Here is a 16177-nt window from a genome sequence, read left to right on the forward strand (position 1 = left end):
CGAAAAACAGCGAGGGCGACAGGCAGATGAGAAAGCTCAGGACGGTGGCGCTGGCCACGGCGACGGTGGTGGCGGGCCTCGTGCCCGCGGCGGCGCAGGATGCCAAGCAGATCCTGTCGATGACCAAGGCCAATTGGGTGGCCGTGCGTGAATACGACGGGCGCGATCTCTTGTATTTCACCAACCTGCTGGCCTGGCGCTGCGGGGTCGACCGCATCCGGTTCTCGGTGAACGGCGAACGGCTGGGCGCGCTCGAACACGAGCCGTGCCATGAGGACGAGGCGTCGCCCAATGCGCTGTATTCCGAGGACATCCTGCCCTATCTCACCTATCCGCTCGGGTCGGTGCAAAGCGTGACGGTCGAGGTGTCGTTCCCGGATGGGAGCGAGGAGCGTGGCGAATATCAGCGCGGGTCCGTGCTGATCCGCTAATCCTGATGCAGGAAGTTGCCCCAGTTCCCCGCCATGAACACGCGGGGGGTGGCGGGCGTGGTCGTCACCCGGTCGACATGGCCGATGATGACGGTGTGGTCGCCCGCGTCGATCCGGTCGCGGATGTGGCATTCGAACCGGGCCGGGCAGTTTTCGATCAGCGGCACGTCCTTGTCCGAGGTGATCCAGTCGAACCCTTCGAAGGCCTCGGCGGTCCTTGTGAAGCCAAGCGCGACCTCGTCCTGATCCTCGCCCATGATATGCAGCGCGAAATTCGAGGCCGAGGCCATGGCGTCGTGACGGCGCGAGGCCTTGGCCGGGCACCACAGGATAAGCGGCGGGTCCATCGAAACGCTGGTGAAGCTGTTCACGGTGATCCCCATCGGGCCACGCGGCGTCATGCAGGTGACGACCGTGACGCCGGTCGCGAACAGGCCAAGCGCCTCGCGCATCTGCCGTTGGGTGTCCGGCGCGGGAATGAAGCTGTCGATCATATCTCACCTGCTCGCGTTCGTCGCGACCCTATGCGAGATACGAACCGGATTGAAGGCCGGTTCTATTCCGCCGGCTGAAAGCCCGAGATAAGCTGGCGCAGTCCGAACGCGGCCCCGGCCATGATGGCGAGGAAGGTGACGGGGGCGCCGACGTAGAGCACGGAAAAGCCCGACAGGCCCTGACCGATGGAACAGCCGAACGCGATCACCGCGCCGAAGCCCATCAGAACCGCCCCGCCGATCTGACGCTTGAGTTCGCGCGGGTCCTCGCAGGCCTCCCACCGGAAATGGCCCTTGAGGGCCGAGCCGATGAAGGCCCCCGCGAGCACGCCCGCCACGCTGCCCACGCCGAAATTGAGCGAAGTGCCCGAGGCGGTCATGAGGTAGAGTATCGTGTCGCCCAGAGGCGCGGAATAGGTGTGGCTTTCTACGGGGATCGCGGCGAAGCCCGTGTTGGCGATCCATTGCGTCCCGCCCCAGCCGACGACAACGGCGAGGCCGGCGACGACCGACCAGACGGCCTTCATCCGGGCCTTTCGCATCTCGGGCGAGGTGAACATCGCCACGATGACGATCAGGCCGAGCGCGATGCCGAAGGTCGGCGCGGACAGGCCGGTGAGGTGTTCGATGTAATGCGCGATCCCCGGCACGGTCTCGCCCGGATCGAGGGGGCGGACGGGGAAGGCGAGGACGCGCAGGTTGGCGAGGGGGCCGGATATGGCGACATAGGCGGCAAGCCCCATGACCAGCACGATGACGAAAGACCTGAGGTCACCGCCCCCAAGGCGGGCGAGCGCCCCGAAGCCGCAGTTTCCGGCCAGCGCCATGCCATAGCCGAACACCAGACCGCCGACGACCGAGGCCCACGGCACCCAGCCGAACTGGAGGTAACTGGCCGCGCGGGCATCGAGCAGACCCATCTGCATGAGCGCGAAGCTGCCCGCGATGGCCGTGCCGATCGCGATGCCCCACATCCGCATCCTGACCGTCGAGCCGGCATAGAGCATGTCCTCGATCGCGCCCAGCGTGCAGAAGCGCCCCAGCCGGGCGGCAAGGCCAAGCATGATGCCGCCGACCAGACCGACGAGGGCCGCGACGTTGGATTCGCCCAACAGTTCGAGCATGTGGTGCCTCCCGCGAACCGCAGTCCTCCCAGAGCCGGGGGCGGTCCCTCCCCGACGTCTTCATTCAATCGAATGTGGTGGTGAGTTTGCAAGCAAATCCGTCGCTGCGGCGCAGTGACGGGTTACTCGGCGGCCTTCGACTTGCCCTGATCGACCGAGCAGAACATGTCGTAGATGACTTCCAGAACGCGCCGGGGCCGGTCGTCGGCGAGGGAGTAATAGATCGCCTTGCCGTCACGGCGCGGTGTCACCAACCCTTCGAGCCGGAGCCGGGCGAGTTGCTGGCTCACCGCAGCCTGACGGGCCGACAGGAGTTCCTCGAGCTCGGTCACGGATTTTTCGCCGGTCACCAGATGGCACAGGATCATGAGCCGCCCTTCGTGGCTGATCGCCTTGAGAAAGGCCGAGGCGTCGCAGGCGGACGTAATCATCTTGTCCATGTCCTCGTCGGACATATCAGGTGTGATTACGGGAAGGGCCATCATCGGGTCCTGATTGTTGATCGTTTCGCTAGAAGTTAAATCCATCGGGTCTATCCATGCAAATATTAACGTTCGAGCCTGCGTTCAACCATCCGCCTGTGTTGCCGGATCGAAACCGATCTGCGCTTTCAGCATCATCCCGAGCAGGCCCCAGAAGAAATCTTCGCCCGGATAGCCCTCGATCCGGGCCAGTTCGGCACCGTCCTCGACCAGCACGAAGGTCGGCGTGAAGTTCACCGGGCGGGCGAAGTCGAACTCCGTGCGTCCCTTTTGCACATCGACCAGCTGCACGCGCACCAGCGGCGCAGCCTGTCCTTCGGGGGTCTTGGGGTAGATCTCGGACAGCTCGGCATCCCACTGGCGGCAATAGGCGCAGCCGGGCTGTTCGACCATGACGAGATCGGCCGCCAAAGCGGGCAGGGCGGCGAAGATCGCGAAAAGGGCGGCCAGAGCACGCATCGAAATTTCCGAGTTGACCAGACGATTTCAAAAAACATAATTCGTTTATGCGATTTGTTCAAGAACGGAACGGTCGCGTGGGAGGTTCTATGTTCGGTGACATTTCCTATGGCGGGGCCGCATTGGCGGGACTGGTGGCGTTCTTCACGCCCTGCATTCTGCCGATGGTGCCATTCTACCTGAGTTACATGGCCGGGATCTCGATGGCGCAGCTAACGGGCGAGGGCGACATCCAGCCCGGTGCGCAGCGTCGTCTCGTCGTCTCGGCGCTGTTCTTCGCGCTCGGCGTGACGACGATCTTCGGGCTTCTGGGCCTTGGCGCCACGGCCGCCGGGCAGGCCTTCGCCCAGTGGAAGCAGGAGTTGAGCTGGATCGCGGCTGCCGTCATCTTCGTCTTCGGCCTGCATTTCCTGCACGTCATCCGTATCCCGTTCCTGATGCGCGAGGCGCGGATGCAGTCCAAGGCGGACCCGTCCACCATCGTCGGGGCCTATGTCATGGGTCTGGCCTTCGGGTTCGGCTGGACGGCCTGCGTGGGGCCGGTGCTGGCCTCGATCCTGATGATCGCCGCGATGAAGGACAGCCTGTGGCAGGGGGGGAGCCTGCTTATCACCTTCGGCCTCGGCATGACCGCGCCTTTCGTCATCGCGGCGGTCTTCGCCAAGCCGTTCCTCGCCTTCATGGCGCGCAACCGCAAATACATGCCATACGTGGAAAAGGTCATGGGCGTCATGCTCATCCTCTTCGCCGTGCTCATCGCCACGGGATCGGTCAACACGATCTCGAACTGGCTTATCGAAACCTTCCCCGTGTTTTCGAACATGGGCTGACGGGAGATCTGACAATGCGCTTTCTGACGACCATCGCCGCCGCCGTGTTTCTGGCGCTTCCCGCCTTCGCCGCCACGATGGGCGACGACGGGCTGCACAAGGCCGAGTGGATGCACGAGACGTTCAAGGATATGTCCGAAGATCTTGCCGATGCCGAGGCCGAGGGAAAACGCCTTCTGGTGATCTGGGAGCAGCGCGGCTGCGTCTATTGCCGCAAGATGCATGAGGAGGTGTTCCCGGTTCAGGCGATCCACGACAAGCTGATGGACGACTATTACGTGATCCAGATGAACATGTTCGGCGATGTCGAGGTGACCGACTTCGACGGCGAGGCGCTGTCGGAAAAGGAAATGGCGCTGAAATGGGGGGTGATGTTCACGCCCACCATGATGTTCTTCCCGCCGGAAGCCGAGGTGGCCGAGGGCACGACCGGGCGCGAAGCGGCGGTCGTCGTGATGCCGGGGGCCTTCGGCAAGTCGACCACCGACCATCTGCTCGATTGGGTGCTGGAAGAGGGCTACAAGGGCGACGAAAACTTCCAGAAATACCATTACGAGCGTTTCAATGCCGAACAGGCCAATGGAACGGCTTTGTCGGATTAATCGAGTCTCACTTCAAAAATAATGCGCGACATCAGTGCCTTGTTAACGAAATCATTCACAAAGAAGAATTTGTGATTGGCAAGTTGTCGCAGGTGGCATACAGTCGTATTCACAAATCGTGATGGGAGGAATCATGAAGCGGACAATGATCGCGCTCGCCGCGTTCGCGATGGGGACCGGGGCGGCTTTCGCCGAAGAGACGGCTCCCGAGAACGTGTCGTTCGACGGCTACGAAGTGGCCGAGTCGCTGACCGGCGTGCCGGGCGACCCGGAAAAAGGTCGCGAAATCATGACCAACAAATCTGCGGGCAACTGCATCTCGTGCCATGCGGCCGAGGCCTATGCCGACGTGCCGTTCCACGGCGAGGTCGGGCCGGTGCTCGACGGGGCCGGGGATCGCTGGAGCGAGGCCGAGCTTCGCGGGCTGGTCGTCAATGCCAAGATGGCGTTCGACGGCACGGTGATGCCCGCGTTCTACAAGACCGACGGGTTCACACGCCTCGGCGATGCCTTCACCGGCAAAGCCTGGCCGGAAGGAGAGCCGGTGACGCCGCTTCTTACCGCGCAAGAGGTCGAAGATGTGGTCGCCTACCTGAAGACACTCACCGAGTGAGCCGGGCGGCGGACAGACTAATCAGGAGAGACACATGAAACTCACACGACGTGATGCACTGGCCTGGGGCCTCGGCGCGACTGCCGTCGCCATGCTGCCGATGCGCGCATTCGCGGCGGCGGACGACGCCATCGCGGCATTCACCGGCGGGGCCGACGTGGGCGAAGGCGACATCAGCCTCGACGCGCCGGAAATCGCCGAAAACGGCAACACGGTTCCCGTGACGGTCGCCGCTCCGGGTGCGGTCGCGATCCGCATTCTTGCGGCGGGCAACCCGACACCGGGCGTGGCCACCTTCAACTTCGGCACTGCGGCGGGCAGCCAGTCGGCCTCGACCCGCATCCGGCTCGCCGGCACGCAGGACGTCATCGCCATCGCGCAGATGGAAGACGGCAGCTTCATCCAGACCGCCAAGACCGTGAAGGTCACCATCGGCGGCTGTGGCGGCTAATCAGCGGATCAAGGAGTAAAAACAATGGCATCTGGTGTTAAACCCCGCGTCAAATCTCCCAAGACCGCTGCGGCGGGCGAAGTTGTGACGCTCAAGACCCTCATCAGTCACCCGATGGAATCGGGCCAGCGCAAGGATAGCGACGGCAACGTCATCCCGCGCTCGATCATCAACCGTTTCACCTGCGAACTGAACGGAAACATGGTCGTCGACGTGACGCTGGAACCGGCGATCTCGACCAACCCCTACTTCGAATTCGAAGCCAAGGTGGATGCGACCGGCGAGTTCAAGTTCACGTGGTACGACGACGACGGCGACGTCTACGAAGACACGCAAGCCATCGAAGTTGCCTGAAACCGGCACGCAGGGAGGAGACATAATGAAAGCGAAACTGCTTACAGGTATCGCGGCGGCTGCTCTCGCGTTCGGCGCGGGGGCGGCGATGGCCGACGAGGACGCGGAGCTGGTCATCAACGGCGAGATCGAGATCGTCACCAAGACGGCGGCACCGGCCCATCTGGACGGTGCGCTGGATGAGATCATGTCGGGCTGGCGCTTCCGGGACGACACGACTCAGGCCATGCAGATGGACGACTTCGACAACCCGGCGATGCTGGCGGTCGAAGACGCGCTTGAGATCTGGGCCACCGCCGACGGTTCCGAAGGCAAATCCTGTATGGATTGCCACGGGGCGGCCGAGGATATGGCAGGCGTCAAGCCGGTCTATCCGAAGTGGAACGAAGCCGCGGGCGAAGTCTACACGCTGCAAATGCAGGTGAACGACTGTCGCGAAAACCGCATGGGGGCCGAACCGTGGAAGGTGGACGCCTCCGACGCGCTCGCGATGGAAGGTCTGTTGTCCTCGGTCAGCCGCGGGATGCCGATGAACGTCGCGATCGACGGTCCGGCCCAGTCGACGTGGGAGCAGGGCAAAGAGCTCTACTACACCCGCACCGGCCAGCTCGACCTGTCCTGCGCGACTTGCCACGAGCAGAACTACGGCAACATGATCCGCGCCGACCACCTCAGCATGGGGATGGTCAACGGGTTCCCGACCTACCGTCTGAAGGACACCAAGCTGGTGGGCGTTCAGAGCCGGTTCAAGGGCTGCGTGCGTGACACGCGGGCGGAAACCTACAGCCCGGGTTCGCCGGAGTTCATCGCGCTGGAACTGTACGTCGCATCGCGCGCAAACGGTCTGTCGGTCGAAGGTCCGGCCGTCCGCAACTAAACCTCAGACCCCGCGCGGGCCGGTCTCGCGCGGGGTTTTGTCTACCTAGATATATTCCGTTTTTAGCATACGACTAAGGTCGCAGACGGAAGCCAACGGAGAACCCAATGATTTCTCGCCGCGATTTCCTGCAAGTGGGCATGGCCGCCAGTGCGCTGGTCGGTGCCTCGGGCTTCGGGAACTGGGCGCGCCTTGCCGCGCAGCAGACCCTGACGCAGGACCAGCTTCTCGACTTCGACACGTTCGGGAACGTCACGCTGATCCACGTCACCGACATCCACGCGCAGATGAAGCCGATCTACTTCCGCGAACCCGAGATCAACCTCGGCGTCGGTGAGAACAAGGGTCAGGTGCCGCACATCACGGGCGCCGAGTTCAAGGCCCGCTACGGCGTGGCTGATGGAAGCCCGTCGGCTTATGCCTTGACCTACAACGATTTCTCGGCGCTGGGCCGCGAGTATGGCAAGGTCGGCGGACTCGACCGCGTGGCCACCGTGGTCAAGTCGATCCGCGCTGCGCGGCCCGATGCGCTGCTGCTCGACGGCGGCGACACATGGCACGGCTCCTACACCTGCTACCAGACCGAGGGGCAGGACATGGTCAACGTGATGAACGCACTGGCCCCCGATGCGATGACGTTCCACTGGGAATTCACGCTCGGCTCGGACCGCGTGCGCGAGTTGATCGAGGGGCTGCCGTTCGCCGCGCTTGGTCAGAACATTTTCGACGCCGAGTGGGACGAGCCCGCCGAAAGCTTCGAAAGCTACAAGATGATGGAAGCGGGCGGCGTGAAGATCGGCGTGATCGGTCAGGCCTTCCCCTACATGCCCATCGCCAACCCCGGCTGGATGTTCCCCGAATACTCCTTCGGCATTCGTGACGAGCGGATGCAGGAGATGGTGGACGAAGTGCGCGCGGCGGGCGCCGAACTGGTCGTCTGCCTCAGCCACAACGGGTTCGACGTGGACAAGAAGATGGCGGGCCGGGTGCAGGGGATCGACGTGATCCTGTCGGGCCACACCCATGACGCGCTGCCGGAGCCGGTCGTCGTCGGTGACACGATCATCATCGCCTCGGGGTCGAACGGGAAATTCGTGAGCCGCGTGGACCTCGACGTGCGCGACGGGCGGATGATGGGCTTCCGGCACAAGCTGATCCCGATCTTCTCGGACGTGATCGAAGCCGACGCCGAGATGACCGCGCTGATCGACGAACAGCGCGCGCCCTATCTGGCGGACCTGGAAGAGGTGATCGGCACCACCGACACCGAGCTTTACCGGCGCGGCAACTTCAACGGCTCGTGGGACGATCTGATCTGCGATGCGCTGATTTCCGAGCGCGAGGCCGACATCGCCATGTCGCCCGGCGTGCGCTGGGGGCCGAGCCTTCTGCCCGGCGACAACATCACGCGCGAGGATATCTGGAACGTCACGTCGATGACCTACCCGAACGCCTATCGCACGGAAATGACGGGGGAATTCATCCACACGATCCTGGAGGACGTGGCGGATAACCTTTTCAACCCGGACCCCTATTACCAGCAGGGCGGCGACATGGTTCGCATCGGTGGCATGGGCTACCGCATCGACATCACCAAGCCGCAGGGCAGCCGGATCACCGAAATGACGCTTCTCAAGACCGGCGAAGCGATTGACCCCGCCAAGACCTATCAGGTCGCGGGCTGGGCAAGCGTGAACGAGGGCACCGAAGGCCCGCCGATCTGGGACGTGGTGGAAAGCCACATCAGGAAACTGGGCACCGTGACGCTCGACCCGAATACCTCGGTCGAAGTGGTGCAGGGATAAGACGCGGATAGGAGGCGAGATGTCGATGGACGATCTGAAAACCTCGCGCCGTGGGTTCCTCATGAGCAGCGCCGCCGCCGGTGGCGCGCTCCTGGCGGCCGGCACGGCGCGGGCCGAGGGGGCCGACCCCCTCATCACCGAAGTGCAGGACTGGGCGAGCGGTCTGGGCGACGGCGTGGATGCCACGCCCTATGGCATGCCGATCGAGTTTGAGGCGGACGTGGTGCGGCGCAACGTGCCGTGGCTGACCGCCGACCCGATCAGCTCGATCAACTTCACCCCGATCCACGCGCTCGACGGCACGATCACCCCGCAGGGCTGCGCGTTCGAGCGTCACCATTCGGGCGCCATCGAACTGCGCAAGGAAGACTACCGGCTGATGATAAACGGGCTGGTCGATAAGCCGCTCGTGTTTACCTATGCCGATCTCGAACGCTTCCCGCGCGAAAACCACGTCTATTTCTGCGAATGCGCGGCGAACACGGGCATGGAATGGGCGGGGGCGCAGCTCAATGGTGCGCAGTTCACCCACGGAATGATTCACAACATGGAATATTCCGGCGTGCCGCTGCGCACCCTGCTGGAAGAGGCCGGGATGGATGCCGCCGGCGATCTGTCCGACAAATGGGTCTACGTGGAAGGGGCCGATGCCTCGTCCAATGGCCGCTCGATCCCGATGGAAAAGGCGCTCGACGACGTGCTGGTGGCCTTCAAGGCCAACGGCGAGGCGCTGCGCAAGGAACACGGCTATCCCGTCCGGCTCGTGGTGCCGGGCTGGGAAGGCAACATGTGGGTCAAATGGCTGCGCCGGATCGAGATCACCGATCACGCCGTGGAAAGCCGCGAAGAGACCTCGAAATACACCGACACGCTGGCCGACGGCACGTCGCGCAAGTGGACATGGGTCATGGACGCCAAATCGGTCGTCACCAGCCCCAGCCCGCAGTCGCCGATCACCCACGGCCCCGGCCCGCTGGTCATCACCGGGCTGGCCTGGTCCGGTCACGGCGCGATCACCGGTGTCGACGTTTCCATCGACGGTGGCGCGAACTGGCAGAAAGCCCGCCTCGCCAAGCCCGGCGAGAAGATGGCGCTCACGCGTTTCTACCTCGACATCGACTGGGACGGCTCCGAGATGCTTCTGCAAAGCCGCGCCCATGACGAAACCGGCTATGTCCAGCCCACCAAGGCGCAATTGCGCGATGTGCGCGGGCTGAACTCGGTCTACCACAACAACTGCATCCAGACCTGGCATGTGAATACCGACGGGAGCGCAGAAAATGTCGAAGTTTCCTAAGTTTATCGCGGGAACGGCGCTGGCCACCCTGATCGCCGCACCCGCCGTCGCGGACGTCTACGGCCTTGGGCGCGAGGCTTTGCCTGAAGAAATCGCGGCGTGGAACGTCGACATTTCCCCGGACGGTTCGAACCTGCCCGAAGGGTCGGGATCGGTCGAGGACGGCGAGATCCTGTTCTCGGACAACTGTGCGGCCTGTCATGGCGAATTCGCCGAAGGGGCGGGTAACTGGCCCAAGCTCGCAGGCGGCGACGACACGCTGGCCAACGACGATCCGGTCAAGACCGTGGGCAGCTACTGGCCCTATCTGTCGACGGTGTTCGACTATGTGCACCGGTCCATGCCCTTCGGCGCGGCACAGACGCTGTCCTACGACGACACCTATGCGATCACGGCCTATATCCTGTATTCCAACTTCCTCGTGGACGACGATTTCGTGCTGTCGAAAGAGACGTTCATGGATGTCGAGATGCCCAATGCGGACGGGTTCATCATCGATGACCGGGCCGAGACGGAATACACGCAGTTCACAGAAGCCAACGCCTGTTACGAGAACTGCAAGGACAGCGTCGAAATCACGATGCGGGCCACGGTGCTCGACGTGACGCCGGAGACCGAGGAAGAAGCCTCGGTTCAGGAGGCGTCGGAGGAGGCGCCGGTCGAGGCGGCGGCGGCCGAAACCGAAGCTCCGGCAGAGGAGGCCGCAGCCCCCGCAATGGCCGAACCCGACCCGGAACTGGTGGCGGCGGGTGAAAACGTCTTCAAGAAGTGCAAGGCCTGCCACAAGGTCGGCGAAGGCGCCAAGAACGGCACCGGGCCGATGCTGAACGGGATCATCGGCCACCCCGCCGGTGCCGTGGAGGGCTTCAAATATTCGAGCGGCCTTCAGGATGCGGCGGCGGGTGGTCTGGTCTGGGATCAGGCTGCGATGACGCAATTCCTGACCAAGCCGCGTGACTTCATCAAGGGAACCAAGATGTCCTTCGTGGGCCTCAAGGATCAGGAAGATATCGACGCGGTGATCGCGTATCTCTCGACCTTCGAATAGGTCGGATGTATCCTCCCGACGGTCGGCGTTGCACGGAATGTCGTGCGGCGGCGGCCGTTATTTCATTTCATATTGCGATTTAAATACAAACACTTACGATCCATCGCTCATGCAAAAATCGTTGTGCGATCAAGTGTCGCAGAGTAAGCTGAGATCGTGATGAAACGATTGTCTCTTTTCTGCGCGGCGACCGCGATCCTCATCGCAACGGGCGCGCAAGCCAACGAATTCGGCGATGCCGAGGACGGGGCGAAAATCTATCGCAAATGCCGGGCCTGCCACATGGTCGGGTCCGAGGCGTTCAACCGGACCGGCCCGCAGCTGAACGGCATTTTCGGGCGCGCGGCGGCGTCGGTCGATGGCTTTCGCTATTCCGATGGCCTGACCCGCATGGGCAACGACGGCCTTGTCTGGGATTTCGACACGCTGGACGCCTATATCGAGAACCCCAAGGCCTTCGCCTCGGACACGCGCATGAACTTTCCGGGGGTCAAGGACGCAGGAGAACGCGCCGATCTGCTCGCCTTCCTGCGCCAGTATTCCGACAAGCCGCGTGACATCCCCGAAGCCGCGCCGACCGCCACCCCGCGTGAGGTCGACCTGTCGGACGAGATCCTCGCCATCGTCGGCGACCCCGAATACGGCGAATACCTCGCCTCCGAATGCACGACCTGTCACCAGCTCGACGGCGATAACGACGGGATTCCCGCGATCGTCGGCTGGCCGGAGGAGGATTTCGTGGTCGCGATGCACGCCTACAAGGAAAAATTCAGGCCGCATCCCGTCATGCAGATGATGGCGGGTCGGCTCTCGAACGAAGAGATTGCCGCACTGGCGGCGTATTTCGGAGGGCTCGAATAGCCCTCGTTTTCAGGGAGGAGAACGAAAATGGCTTTGAACAGAAGGACTTTCATGGGCGCCACGGCGGGCGCCGCCGCAGCGACATTGGCCGCGCCTCATGTCTATGCCGCGAGCCACGGCGGCAAGCCCAAGGTCGTCGTCGTGGGCGGCGGGGCAGGCGGTGCGACGGTGGCGCGCTATCTGGCCAAGGACGCGGGCGACGCGCTCGACATCACCTTGGTGGAACCGACGCGGGTCTATTACACTTGCTTTTTCTCGAACCTTTACCTGGGCGGCTTCCGCACGATGGAAAGCCTTGCGCATGACTACGGCAACATCGCCTCGGCGGGGGTGAACGTGGTGCACGACTACGCCGTGGGCGTGGACAGGGATGCCAAGACCGTCACGCTCGCCAGTGGCGATACGCTGATGTACGACCGACTGGTCCTGTCGCCGGGGATCGACTTCATCGACGGCGCGGTGCCCGGATGGGACGTGAGCCAGCAGAACAAGATGCCCCATGCCTACAAGGCCGGGAGCCAGACCGAGCTTCTGAAAGCGCAGATCGAAGCGATGCCCGAGGGCGGCACCTTCGCCATGATCGCCCCGCCGAACCCCTATCGCTGCCCGCCGGGGCCGTATGAGCGGATTTCGATGGTCGCGCACATGCTCACCCAGATGAACCCGACGGCCAAGATCCTTGTCGCGGACCCGAAAGAGAAGTTCTCGAAGCAGGGCCTGTTCGAGGAAGGGTGGAATACGCATTACTCCGGCATGATCGAGCGGATCGGACCGGACTTCGGCGGCAACAACGTCTCGGTGGACCCGGATGCGATGACCATCGACATCGACGGGGCGGTCGAGAATGTGGATGTGTGCAACGTGATCCCCGCGATGAAGGCGGGCGTCATCTGCGAACGGGCCGGGCTGAACGACGGCAACTGGGCGCCGGTGGACGGGGCCACGATGCAAAGCCGGATCGACGAGAACGTGCACCTGCTGGGCGATGCCTGTGCCCAAGGAGACATGCCCAAGTCGGGCTTTTCCGCCAACAGTCAGGCCAAGGTGGCGGCGATGGCCGTGCGCGCGGCCCTGACCGACAGCCGGATGTTTCCCGCCAAGTTCTCGAACACCTGCTGGTCGCTCATCGCGCCCGACGACGGGGTCAAGGTCGGCGCAAGCTACGAGGCGACCGAGGAAAAGATCGCCTCGACCGACAGCTTCATCAGCCAGACCGGCGAAGATGCGGCGCTGCGAAAGGCGACCTACGAGGAAAGTATTGGCTGGTATGCCGGTATCACCTCTGATATATTCGGATAATCGAATGTATGGCGCGGGCTGGCATCATGTCGGCCCGCCACACAGCGGGAGGACCCCATGAAACGCATTCTGATCGCGGCCATCGCCGCCGTCTTTGCCGCCACCGCAGCGCAGGCCGAAAGCCACGCGGGCGGTCAGGCGACGACCTATACCTATGACGGCAGCTTCGACGATGCGGCCTTCGCCGTCGAGAACGCCATCGTGGGGCAGGGGCTGGTCATCGACTACACCTCGCACACCGGCGAAATGCTCGCGCGCACGGCGGTCGACGTCGGCTCGGACGTGGTGCTGTTCGAAGAGGCGGACGTCTACCTGTTCTGCTCGGCGGTGGTCAGCCGCAAGGTGATGGAAGCCGATCCGATGAACATCGCCCACTGTCCCTACGGAATCTTCGTCGCCGAACGCGAGGGCGAGGTGATGATCGGTTACCGCAACTACCCCGAAGGCCCGATGCAGGAGGTTCAGGCCCTGCTCGACAGCATCGTTCAGGACGCACTGGGCAACTGACGCGACCGGGTACCGGCGGAACACTGTTCTCAGGCCGGGGGTTCTTCCGGCCTGAGGTGGAACAGTTTTGGTTTCTGCGCGCTTACTGACGGGACGACGTTCCGTCTTGGCGGCCAAAACCACAAAATAATCATTTTTTTGAATGTTTACTTGCGAACCGCGGGCTGGCCGAATAGCTAGACCCTTCAAGACGACATGAACGAGTGAGGCGAACATGGAAGTCATCGAAACGGCCTTTACCCCCTGGGCCTCTCTCATCGGGGGACTACTGATCGGACTGGGCACCGTGCTGCTCATGGCCGTGCGCGGCAACGTGCTGGGCGCGACCGGCATTCTGGCGGGGTTCATGACGCCCTCGTCCTCGTCCGACTGGGCGTGGCGGGCGGTGATGATCCTTGGCATGATCTCGGCCCCCATCGCGATCCTTCTGGCGACGGGCAGCTTCCCGACCATCGAAGTGCCCGTGAACCGCTGGATGATGATCATCGGCGGCATCATCGTGGGCGTGGGCGTGACCTATGGCTCCGGCTGCACCTCGGGCCACGGGGTCTGCGGCATCGCGCGGCTGTCGCCCCGGTCGATCACAGCCACGATCAGCTTCATGCTGACCGCCGGCATCACCGTTTACATCCTGCGCCACGTGATCGGAGGCTGAGCCATGGAAAAGCTGCTTGTCTACATTTCCGGCCTGCTCTTCGGCCTCGGCGTGTCCATCGGTGGCATGGCGAACCCGGCGAAAGTGCAGAACTTCTTCGACGTCGCGGGGGCGTGGGACCCGTCCCTGATCCTCGTCATGGGCGGCGCGCTGGCCGTGACCGCGCCTGGTTACTGGTTCCTGTTCAAGCGCGGCAAACCGATGTTCGCGAGCGCGTTCAGCGTGCCGACCAACCGGACCATCGACACCAAGCTCGTCGCCGGGTCGGCGGTGTTCGGGATCGGCTGGGGCATTGCGGGCTTCTGCCCCGGTGCGTCGATCCCGGTGCTCTCGACGCTGAACCCCGACGTGCTGATCTTCACCGCATCGCTCATCGGCGGCGTGCTGATCGCCAAGGGCGCGATGAAGATGACCGCGAACCGCAAGGCCGCCGCTCAGGCCGCCTGACGGGTCCACACAGACCAGACGAAAGGCCGCGTCCGCCGGGCGCGGCCTTTTTCGTGCCTCGGACCTAGGCCGAGCCGGTGCAAACGGGCCGCAAAACATGCGCCCCAGAAAAATAAATTCAAAAAAACGAATGTGAGGGGTTTACGCATCGCTCAGGTCCGCCTATCTCATCTTCAACGGCTTGAATGCGTGCATCGAACGCGTATTCAGGGCAAACTGGACCCGCCGGGGCTGGGCATGGCTCCCCCGGTCAATTCTGGAGGGAGTTATGAAGGACATGACCCAGAGCTATCCCGTGGACACCTCGGTCAAACCGGACGTGAAAGCGTTCTTCGATCCGGCGACGAACACGATTTCCTATGTGGTGAAAGATCCGAACTCGAACGCCTGTGCGATCGTCGACAGCGTCATGGATATCGACTATGCCGCAGGGCGCATCACCTACGACAACGCCGACGAGATCATCGCCTATGTGCAGGATCAGGGGCTCGACGTCGAATGGCTGATCGAAACCCACGTTCACGCCGACCACCTGTCCGCCGCGCCCTATATCCAGAGCAAGGTCGGCGGCAAGATCGGCATCGGCGAGAATATCGTCGTGGTGCAGGACGTGTTCGGCAAGGTCTTCAACGAAGGGACCGAGTTCCAGCGTGACGGCTCGCAGTTCGACCGCCTGTTCAAAGAGGGCGACACCTACCAGATCGGCGGCATGACCGCCTTCGCGATGCACACGCCGGGCCACACGCCCGCCTGTATGACGCATGTGGTGGGCGACGCGGCCTTTGTCGGTGATACGCTGTTCATGCCCGACGGCGGGTCGGCCCGTGCCGATTTCCCGGGTGGCGATGCCGGTGTCCTTTATGACTCGATCCAGAAGGTGCTCGCCCTGCCGGACGAAACCCGTCTGTTCATGTGCCACGACTACGGCCCGAATGGTCGCGATATCGAGTGGGAAACCTCGGTCGCTGCCGAGAAAGAGCACAACATCCATGTCGGTGGCGGCAAGTCGAAGGAGGACTTCGTCAAGTTCCGCACCGAGCGCGATGCGCAGCTCGACATGCCGCGTCTCATCATTCCGTCCTTGCAAGTGAACATGCGGGCTGGCCAGATGCCCCCCAAGGACGAGCAGGGCGACGTTTTCTTCAAAGTGCCCGTCAACAAGCTCTGATCGGGACATGAGGAGAACCGCGCGATGCATATGAACAAGCTCGACGACAAGGTGACCGTGTCGCCGCAGATCGCCGTCACGGACGTGGCCGAGATCGCGGCGCAGGGCTACACCGGCCTGATGTGCAACCGCCCGGATGGTGAGGATCCGGGCCAGCCGACATGGGCCGAGATCGAGGCGGCTGCCAAAGAGGCCGGTCTCAAGACCTATTTCCTGCCGGTGCAAAGCCGGCCGGAAGCCGAAAGCGCAGCCGAAGGGTTCGCCGCGGCGATGGACGAGAACGACCAGCTTTTCGCCTATTGCCGCAGCGGCACGCGCTGTCAGCTGATCTATCAGGCCGCCAAGGCGCGGGCCTGACCGGGCAGGGGCCGGA

Annotated in this window: 21 protein-coding genes; 17 read left to right on the forward strand and 4 right to left on the reverse strand. The window is 63.3% G+C overall.

Going from position 1 to position 16177, the window contains the following annotated elements:
- Nucleotides 1-26 precede the first annotated feature (26 nt).
- Nucleotides 27-431 carry a hypothetical protein gene (locus tag FCT00_RS10225; protein ID WP_008328067.1) on the forward strand — a complete coding sequence of 135 codons (405 nt, stop codon included), beginning with the start codon at nt 27-29 and terminating at the stop codon, nt 429-431.
- Here FCT00_RS10225 and FCT00_RS10230 read toward each other — a convergent pair.
- From FCT00_RS10230 to FCT00_RS10245, 4 genes are all read right to left on the reverse strand, one after another.
- A complete protein-coding gene (locus tag FCT00_RS10230) occupies nt 428-925 on the reverse strand; it encodes a flavin reductase family protein (protein ID WP_008328069.1) in 498 nt (165 codons plus the stop codon). The genes FCT00_RS10225 and FCT00_RS10230 overlap by 4 nt on opposite strands.
- 62 nt (nt 926-987) lie before the next feature.
- Entirely contained in the window at nt 988-2049 is a 1062-nt protein-coding gene (locus tag FCT00_RS10235; RefSeq protein ID WP_138422943.1) for a YeeE/YedE family protein, read from the reverse strand.
- Between the two features lie 122 nt (nt 2050-2171).
- The gene (locus FCT00_RS10240; protein WP_040884281.1) at nt 2172-2531 is read right to left on the reverse strand and encodes an ArsR/SmtB family transcription factor; all 360 of its coding nucleotides are present in this window, start codon (nt 2529-2531) and stop codon (nt 2172-2174) included.
- A gap of 84 nt (nt 2532-2615) precedes the next feature.
- Entirely contained in the window at nt 2616-2990 is a 375-nt protein-coding gene (locus tag FCT00_RS10245; RefSeq protein WP_138422945.1) for a thioredoxin family protein, read from the reverse strand.
- Nucleotides 2991-3079: 89 nt separating this feature from the next.
- On the opposite strand from FCT00_RS10245, the gene FCT00_RS10250 reads away from it, so the two are divergent.
- From FCT00_RS10250 to FCT00_RS10325, 16 genes are all read left to right on the forward strand, one after another.
- Nucleotides 3080-3820: a cytochrome c biogenesis CcdA family protein gene (locus FCT00_RS10250; RefSeq protein ID WP_008328077.1), complete on the forward strand. Its 741-nt coding sequence runs from the start codon at nt 3080-3082 to the stop codon at nt 3818-3820.
- Between the two features lie 14 nt (nt 3821-3834).
- Nucleotides 3835-4422: a thioredoxin family protein gene (locus tag FCT00_RS10255; RefSeq protein ID WP_138422946.1), complete on the forward strand. Its 588-nt coding sequence runs from the start codon at nt 3835-3837 to the stop codon at nt 4420-4422.
- A 133-nt stretch (nt 4423-4555) separates the two neighbouring features.
- Complete coding sequence (soxX, locus tag FCT00_RS10260; RefSeq protein WP_040884283.1) at nt 4556-5035, forward strand: sulfur oxidation c-type cytochrome SoxX; 480 nt, start codon at nt 4556-4558, stop codon at nt 5033-5035.
- A 34-nt stretch (nt 5036-5069) separates the two neighbouring features.
- Nucleotides 5070-5486 carry a thiosulfate oxidation carrier protein SoxY gene (soxY, locus tag FCT00_RS10265; protein ID WP_138422948.1) on the forward strand — a complete coding sequence of 139 codons (417 nt, stop codon included), beginning with the start codon at nt 5070-5072 and terminating at the stop codon, nt 5484-5486.
- A 24-nt stretch (nt 5487-5510) separates the two neighbouring features.
- On the forward strand, nt 5511-5840 hold the full coding sequence (gene soxZ, locus FCT00_RS10270) for a thiosulfate oxidation carrier complex protein SoxZ (protein ID WP_040884285.1): 330 nt from the start codon (nt 5511-5513) through the stop codon (nt 5838-5840).
- 25 nt (nt 5841-5865) lie between these two features.
- Nucleotides 5866-6717 (forward strand): sulfur oxidation c-type cytochrome SoxA, encoded by an 852-nt coding sequence (gene soxA / locus FCT00_RS10275; RefSeq protein ID WP_138422950.1) that lies wholly within the window; start codon nt 5866-5868, stop codon nt 6715-6717.
- A gap of 107 nt (nt 6718-6824) precedes the next feature.
- A complete protein-coding gene (soxB, locus tag FCT00_RS10280) occupies nt 6825-8522 on the forward strand; it encodes a thiosulfohydrolase SoxB (RefSeq protein WP_138422952.1) in 1698 nt (565 codons plus the stop codon).
- A 19-nt stretch (nt 8523-8541) separates the two neighbouring features.
- A complete protein-coding gene (gene soxC / locus FCT00_RS10285; protein WP_138422953.1) occupies nt 8542-9819 on the forward strand; it encodes a sulfite dehydrogenase in 1278 nt (425 codons plus the stop codon).
- The gene (locus FCT00_RS10290; protein WP_138422955.1) at nt 9803-10867 is read left to right on the forward strand and encodes a c-type cytochrome; all 1065 of its coding nucleotides are present in this window, start codon (nt 9803-9805) and stop codon (nt 10865-10867) included. Before soxC ends, FCT00_RS10290 begins: the two co-directional genes overlap by 17 nt.
- Before the next feature lie 159 nt (nt 10868-11026).
- A complete protein-coding gene (locus FCT00_RS10295; protein WP_008328099.1) occupies nt 11027-11728 on the forward strand; it encodes a c-type cytochrome in 702 nt (233 codons plus the stop codon).
- Between the two features lie 27 nt (nt 11729-11755).
- The gene (locus tag FCT00_RS10300; RefSeq protein WP_138422957.1) at nt 11756-13027 is read left to right on the forward strand and encodes an NAD(P)/FAD-dependent oxidoreductase; all 1272 of its coding nucleotides are present in this window, start codon (nt 11756-11758) and stop codon (nt 13025-13027) included.
- Between the two features lie 57 nt (nt 13028-13084).
- The gene (locus tag FCT00_RS10305; RefSeq protein WP_008328101.1) at nt 13085-13534 is read left to right on the forward strand and encodes a DUF302 domain-containing protein; all 450 of its coding nucleotides are present in this window, start codon (nt 13085-13087) and stop codon (nt 13532-13534) included.
- A gap of 214 nt (nt 13535-13748) precedes the next feature.
- The gene (locus tag FCT00_RS10310) at nt 13749-14189 is read left to right on the forward strand and encodes a YeeE/YedE family protein (protein WP_138422961.1); all 441 of its coding nucleotides are present in this window, start codon (nt 13749-13751) and stop codon (nt 14187-14189) included.
- A gap of 3 nt (nt 14190-14192) precedes the next feature.
- Complete coding sequence (locus tag FCT00_RS10315; protein ID WP_008328103.1) at nt 14193-14636, forward strand: DUF6691 family protein; 444 nt, start codon at nt 14193-14195, stop codon at nt 14634-14636.
- A gap of 268 nt (nt 14637-14904) precedes the next feature.
- On the forward strand, nt 14905-15804 hold the full coding sequence (locus FCT00_RS10320; protein WP_407943654.1) for an MBL fold metallo-hydrolase: 900 nt from the start codon (nt 14905-14907) through the stop codon (nt 15802-15804).
- A 24-nt stretch (nt 15805-15828) separates the two neighbouring features.
- Nucleotides 15829-16161, forward strand: coding sequence for a TIGR01244 family sulfur transferase (locus FCT00_RS10325; RefSeq protein WP_008328107.1), 333 nt, complete (start codon nt 15829-15831; stop codon nt 16159-16161).
- The last annotated feature ends 16 nt before the right edge of the window (nt 16162-16177 follow it).

Source organism: Maritimibacter alexandrii (assembly GCF_005871115.1).
In the GTDB taxonomy this organism is placed as follows: Bacteria; Pseudomonadota; Alphaproteobacteria; order Rhodobacterales; family Rhodobacteraceae; genus Maritimibacter; species Maritimibacter alkaliphilus.